The organism is Streptomyces alkaliterrae (assembly GCF_007097205.2).
In the GTDB taxonomy this organism is placed as follows: Bacteria; Actinomycetota; Actinomycetes; order Streptomycetales; family Streptomycetaceae; genus Streptomyces; species Streptomyces alkaliterrae.
On record NZ_VJYK02000340.1, the window covers coordinates 1 to 5,641 of the forward strand.

Genomic DNA, 5,641 nt, shown 5'->3' on the forward strand with positions numbered 1-5,641 from the left:
GGGGCGGAGCCCGGGGCCGGCGAGGGAGCCGGCGCGGTCGGCCATCAGCGTGCGCAGGCAGTTCTCGGCCGCGGTGTCGGCGGGGGTGAGGACGATCAGGCGTTGCGCGGCCTCGTCGAGTGCGGCGAGTGTGTCGTAGTGGACGGTCAGCTCGCCGACGGAGGGGTGGCTGATCCGTTTGGTGCCGTGGGCGCGCTGCCCGATGGTGTGGTCGTCCCACCAGCGCGTGAACTCGGCGTCGGTCGCCCGTAGTTCGCCGACGACCTCCAGCAGGCGCGGATCGTCGGGGTGGTGGGCGAGGTGCGCGCGGAGGTTGCCCACCGTCTCGCGGGCCACCCGCGCCCACTCCCGTTGCATCCTCCGCACGCGGGGCGACAGGAAGAGCATCCGGGCCGTGTTGTCGGTCTCGCCGGTGCCGAAGTCCTCGCCGAACAGGGCCGCCGCGGCGCCGTTGTGGGCGAGGACGTCGAACCTGAAGTCCACGAGGTAGGCGGGCAGGAGAGGCATGCCGTCCAGCAGGACGCGCAGGGAGTCGTTGACCGGGAGGCTCACCGGACGCGGCACAGGCGCCTCGCCTCTCGCGATCACGTGCAGATGCCGGCGTTCGGCGGGCGACAGCCGCAGGGCCCGCGCCAGAGCGTCGAGCACCGCCGTACCCGGCTCGCTCGTGCGTCCCTGCTCCAGCCTGACGTACCACTCGACGCTGACGGCGGCGAGCTGGGCGACCTCCTGCCGCCGCAGCCCGGGTGTGCGGCGGCGTCCGCCGTCGGGCAGGCCCGCCTCTTCCGGCCGCAGCCGTGCGCGCATGGCGCGCAGGAACCGTCCCAGTTCCTCGTTCTGTCCTGTCCGCCTGTCCACCACCACGCCATTCTCGCCGCGGCCCGTGCGCCCGTGTCCAGCGCGGTGGGTGGTACGGCGGATACCAGCATCCGAGGGGCCTTCCCGGCGGTCCGCCCCGACTCGGACCATCGAGCCACCTACTCGTGAGCTCCAGGAGGACTTCCGTGAACACGTCCCTGCCCACCGGCGATGCCTCCGCCGTGCCGCAGCACCCCGAAACCGACACGGCCCTCTCCGCTCCGGCGGGCTTCGGCTACTCCGAGGTCCGCCGCGGCATGCCCGACTCCGCCGCTCGCTTCACGCTGACCAGCCCGGACCTGCGCGACGGCGACGCCCTCCCGGCCGAGCACTGGGCCGACGCCTTCGACTGCACCGGCGACAACCGGCGGGTCCGGCTGGCGTGGAGCGGCGCTCCGGAGGCCGCCCGCAGCTACGCGATCACCGTGTTCGACCCCGACGCGCCCACCGGAGCCGGTTTCTGGCACTGGCTCGCCTGGGACATCCCCGCCGGTCACACCAGCGTGGCGGACGCCCTCCCGGCCGGCGCGGTCGACGGCACCAACGATCTCGGGACGCTTGGCTACCTTGGTCCCTGCCCGCCGGTCGGCGACCGCCTCCACCGCTACGAGTTCACCGTGTACGCCCTCGACGTGCCGACGCTGGACCTGCCCGCCTCGACGCCGCCGACCATCGCCGCGTTCACGATGTCCGGCCACGTCATCGGGTACGCCCGGATCACGGGCACGGTCCGGCGCTGAGCCGGTCGACCGCCGGGGGCGCCGCTCACGCGGGGGCGCCCCCGGAGCCGCGCCCGGTCGGGCGGCGCGAAGGGGGTCGATCCGTGGAGTAGTTCTCGTCCGGGTGTGTGCGGTGCTAGGAATTGCGCATGAGGGTACGTTCCCGGTCAAAGTGGATGACCTTGCTGGATGTGCGCAGTGCCGCCGGGCAGGTGTTCGTCCTCCAGGTCGTGGTCGTGGTGCTGCTGGTCACGGCCGCCGTGGCGGCCGTGGTGCTCGAGGCGAGGTTCGAGAGCCGGCAGGAGGCCGGACGTCAGTCGGTGACGGCCGCGCAGGTGCTCGCGAACTCGCCCGGCATCGTCGAGGCGCTGGAGAGCCCCGACCCCTCGGCGGTGCTCCAGCCGCGCGCCGAGGCGGCGCGGGTGAACACGGGCATCGACTTCATCGTAGTCATGGACACGACAGGCACCCGGATCACCCACCCCGACCCGGACCGGATCGGCAAGAAGTTCATCGGCACGATCGATGAGGCGCTGGAGGGCCGGACGACCGTCGAGAGCGCCCGCGGCCCCGTGGGGCCCGGCCAGCAGGCGGACGTCATCCAGGCGGTCGTGCCGGTGTTCGACGCCGACAACCAGGTCATCGGCCTGGTCTCGGCCGGGCTCACCGTGCAGAGCGTGGCCGACCTCGTCGAACGGCAGCTCCCGCTCATCTTCGGCGCCGGCGTGGTGGGGCTCGCGCTGGCCACCGCCGGGACGTGGCTGGTGGCACGGCGGCTGGCGCGGCAGACCCACGGCCTGGGGCCGGTCGAGATGACCCGGATGTACGAACACCACAACGCCGTCCTGCACGCGGTCCGGGAGGGCGTGCTCATCACCACCGCCGAGGGCAGGGTCCTGCTGGCCAACGACGAGGCGCGGCGGCTCCTCGACCTCCCGAAGGACACCGAGCGGCGCCACGTGGACGAGCTGGGGCTGGACCGTGCGATGACGCGGCTGCTGGCGTCCGGCGAACCGGCCACCGACGAAGTGCACCAGGCCGGCGACCGGCTGTTGGCGGTCAACATCCGGCCGACGGCCCCGTACGGCGGCCCGGCGGGCAGCGTGGTGACACTGCGGGACACCACCGAACTGGCGGCGGTCACCGGGCGGGCCGAGGTCGCCTGGGAGCGGCTGACGCTGCTGTACGAGGCGGGCGGCCGGGTCGGCACCACGCTGGACGTGGCCCGTACCGCCGAGGAACTGGCCGAGGTGGCCGTGCCCCGCTTCGCCGACGTCGTCACCGTCGAACTGCTGGAGCCGGTCGCGCGCGGCGAGGAACCCGGCGGTACGAGGAGCATGCGCCGCACCGCCATCAGCGGCGGGGCACGCGAGCGGGACGCCCTCTACCCGCTCGGCGAGCTGATCACCTTCGTCTCGACGACGCCGCAGGCGCGGGCCCTGCGCTCGGGCCGCGCGGTCATCGAAGCGGACCTGCGCACCGCGCAGGGCTGGCAGCAGCAGGCCCCGGAGCGGGCCCGGCGGGTGCTGGAGTCCGGAGTGCACTCCCTGCTGACCGTGCCGCTGCGGGCGCGCGGGGTGGTGCTGGGGCTGGCGGACTTCTGGCGGTCAGGACGCGCGCCCGCCTTCGAGCAGGACGACCTGTTCTTCGCCGAGGAACTGGCCGCGCGGGCCGCCGTGGCCATCGACAACGCACGTCGCTTCACCCGCGAGCACACCATGGCGGTCACCCTGCAACGCAGCCTGCTGCCGCGCGGCGTACCGGACCAGGACGCCCTGGAGGTCGCCTGGCGCTACCTCCCGGCGGAGGCCGGCGTGGGCGGCGACTGGTTCGACGTCATCCCGCTGTCCGGGGCCCGGGTCGCACTGGTCGTCGGCGACGTGGTCGGCCACGGTCTGCACGCGGCGGCCACCATGGGACGGCTGCGCACCGCCGTGCACAACTTCTCCACCCTCGACCTCCCCGTCGACGACCTGCTCGGCCGGCTCGACGACCTGGTCACCCGGATCGACGACGAGGAGAGCGACGCCGTCGGCGCCGCCCGGGACCACGAGGTGGAGTCGGTGACCGGCGCGACCTGCCTTTACGCGATCTACGACTCGGTGACCGGGCGCTGCACGGTGGCCCGGGCCGGCCACCCCGGGCCGGCGGTGGTGCTTCCGGACGGAACCGTCGTCCACCCCCGGGTACCCGCCTCGCTGCCGCTGGGCCTGGGCGGCCATCCCTTCGAGACCGCCGAGCTGCACCTTCCCGAAGGCTCCCAACTCGTGCTCTACAGCGACGGAGTGGTCGAGAACCGGGAGCGGGACATCGGCGCCGGGATCGAGCGCCTGGAGAACGTACTGGCGGGCGAGCCGGGCCGCGCCCCGGAGGACACGTGCCAGGCGGTGATCGACGCGATGCTGCCGGAGCACCCGTCCGACGACATCGCGCTGCTCGTGGCCGGCACCCGGCTGCTCTCGCCGTCACGCGTGGCCGAGTGGGAGGTGCCGCCGGACCCGGCGGCGGTGGCCCGGGTACGCGGCGAATGCGGCGAGCAACTGCGAGCCTGGGGCCTGGAGGAGATCGGCTTTGTCACCGAACTGATCCTCAGCGAACTGATCACCAACGCCATCCGCTACGGCGCCCCGCCGATCAGGGTGCGCCTGCTGCACAACCGCAGCCTGATCTGCGAGGTCTCCGACGGCTCCAGCACCTCGCCCCACCTGCGCCGCGCGAAGACCACCGACGAGGGCGGCCGAGGACTGTTCCTGGTCGCCCAGTTCGCCATGCGCTGGGGCACCCGCTACATCCCCGGCGGCAAGGTCATCTGGACCGAGCAGGCCCTACGCGGCACCGCGGACACCACCCCCCGCGAACTCTCCGACGAAGCCCTCCTCGACCAGTTCGACGACGACTCCTTCTGACCCCGCCGACCGTCACCGGTGACGCGGCGGCGGCGCGCAGGAAGTGGGCTGCGCACTCCGGTAGTTGGGAAGTAGCGTTAGGGTCAGGGAATGACGTTGAGCCTTGATCTTGTGCCGGGAATGACAACAACACGCGAGGCGATTGCGGCAGCTTACGGTTGCGGCATCTTTCAGGGGATCGAGCCGGCCGACCAGGCGGGCAAGGTGTTTGTGTTCTCCGACCCTTCGGCAGGTGAGGAATATGGGTACACCTTCGATGGGCGGGCGGAGGACGACGAGTTTGGTCCTCTGTATCTCTACACCGGTGCCGGCGCGAACGGCCCCCAGAAGCCTTCAGGTCGTAACGGATCGTTGCTGAGCCATATGGAGAAGGAGCGCGAAGTGCATCTCTTTGTGGCTAACGGGAGAGTCCCGGGTGGCAAGGCCATGCAGCAGCGCTACATCGGTCAGATGGTCGTGGATCCCATCAGGCCCTACGAGGTGCGTCGTGGCCCCGGCCGCGACGGTGTGATGCGTGATGTGCTTGTCTTCCGGCTTCGCCCAGCCGCGGGTACCACGCCGGCGTGGACAGAAGCAGACAACTTGGCGGAGGCAAGGAAGGGGGCCATTGAGTTCACCAAGCCTGTGCTCCCGCCTGCGGAACCGGTTGCGCTGCCGAGGCAGCAAGGGGCAAGAGTGAAGGAGCCTGAGCGGCATCACACGTCAGAGACCGTCGCGGATGTCCTTGCCGGACCGCGCAAGGTATTCCGTCGTGAAGGAAGGCTGGTGCAGGAGTTCGCGGCGCACCTGGAGGCCATGGGGCATGAGATCCACAGCTTCCAGATCACCATTGCCGGAGAGCCTGGGGCGTTGATTCCTGACCTGTATGACGCCACCGATCACGTGCTGTATGAAGCAAAAGGCTTGACTACCCGGCACAACGTCCGTATGGCAATTGGGCAGTTGGCTGACTATCGCCGCCACGTTCCCCGGCGTGAGGAGCTGCGCGTTGCGGTGCTGCTCCCCGATGAGCCGACTTCTGATGTGAGGGATCTGCTCCACGAGGAGGGCGTGGAACTGATCTACCAGACAGAAGAAGGCTTTGCGGCCGGATAGCCGCGTGGGTTGTTGGCCGCCCGGCCGCCGTTTTGGGTGGCGGCCGGGCGGGTGGGCTAGACG

4 protein-coding genes are annotated in these 5,641 nt (G+C 71.3%); 3 read left to right on the forward strand and 1 reads right to left on the reverse strand.

The features are described 5' to 3' along the window. A partial coding sequence (locus FNX44_RS23110) for a helix-turn-helix transcriptional regulator (protein WP_323369602.1) occupies positions 1–861 on the reverse strand: 861 nt, incomplete at its 3' end. Positions 862–1,004: 143 nt separating this feature from the next. On the opposite strand from FNX44_RS23110, the gene FNX44_RS23115 reads away from it, so the two are divergent. The 3 genes from FNX44_RS23115 to FNX44_RS23125 all read left to right on the forward strand — a co-directional run bounded on the left by FNX44_RS23115 (position 1,005) and on the right by FNX44_RS23125 (position 5,578). Next, positions 1,005–1,598: a YbhB/YbcL family Raf kinase inhibitor-like protein gene (locus FNX44_RS23115; RefSeq protein ID WP_323369604.1), complete on the forward strand. Its 594-nt coding sequence runs from the start codon at positions 1,005–1,007 to the stop codon at positions 1,596–1,598. A gap of 155 nt (positions 1,599–1,753) precedes the next feature. Further along, entirely contained in the window at positions 1,754–4,483 is a 2,730-nt protein-coding gene (locus FNX44_RS23120; protein WP_228450136.1) for a SpoIIE family protein phosphatase, read from the forward strand. A gap of 90 nt (positions 4,484–4,573) precedes the next feature. Beyond that, positions 4,574–5,578, forward strand: a complete 1,005-nt coding sequence (locus FNX44_RS23125; protein WP_143650738.1) for an SRA domain-containing endonuclease — start codon at positions 4,574–4,576, stop codon at positions 5,576–5,578. Positions 5,579–5,641: the final 63 nt, after the last annotated feature.

Bases quoted from the DNA above. Each gene is read 5' to 3' on its own strand.
- FNX44_RS23120 (WP_228450136.1), top strand. From the start codon at position 1,754: ATGACCTTGCTGGATGTGCGCAGTGCCGCCGGGCAGGTGTTCGTCCTC.
- FNX44_RS23125 (WP_143650738.1), top strand. From the start codon at position 4,574: ATGACGTTGAGCCTTGATCTTGTGCCGGGAATGACAACAACACGCGAG.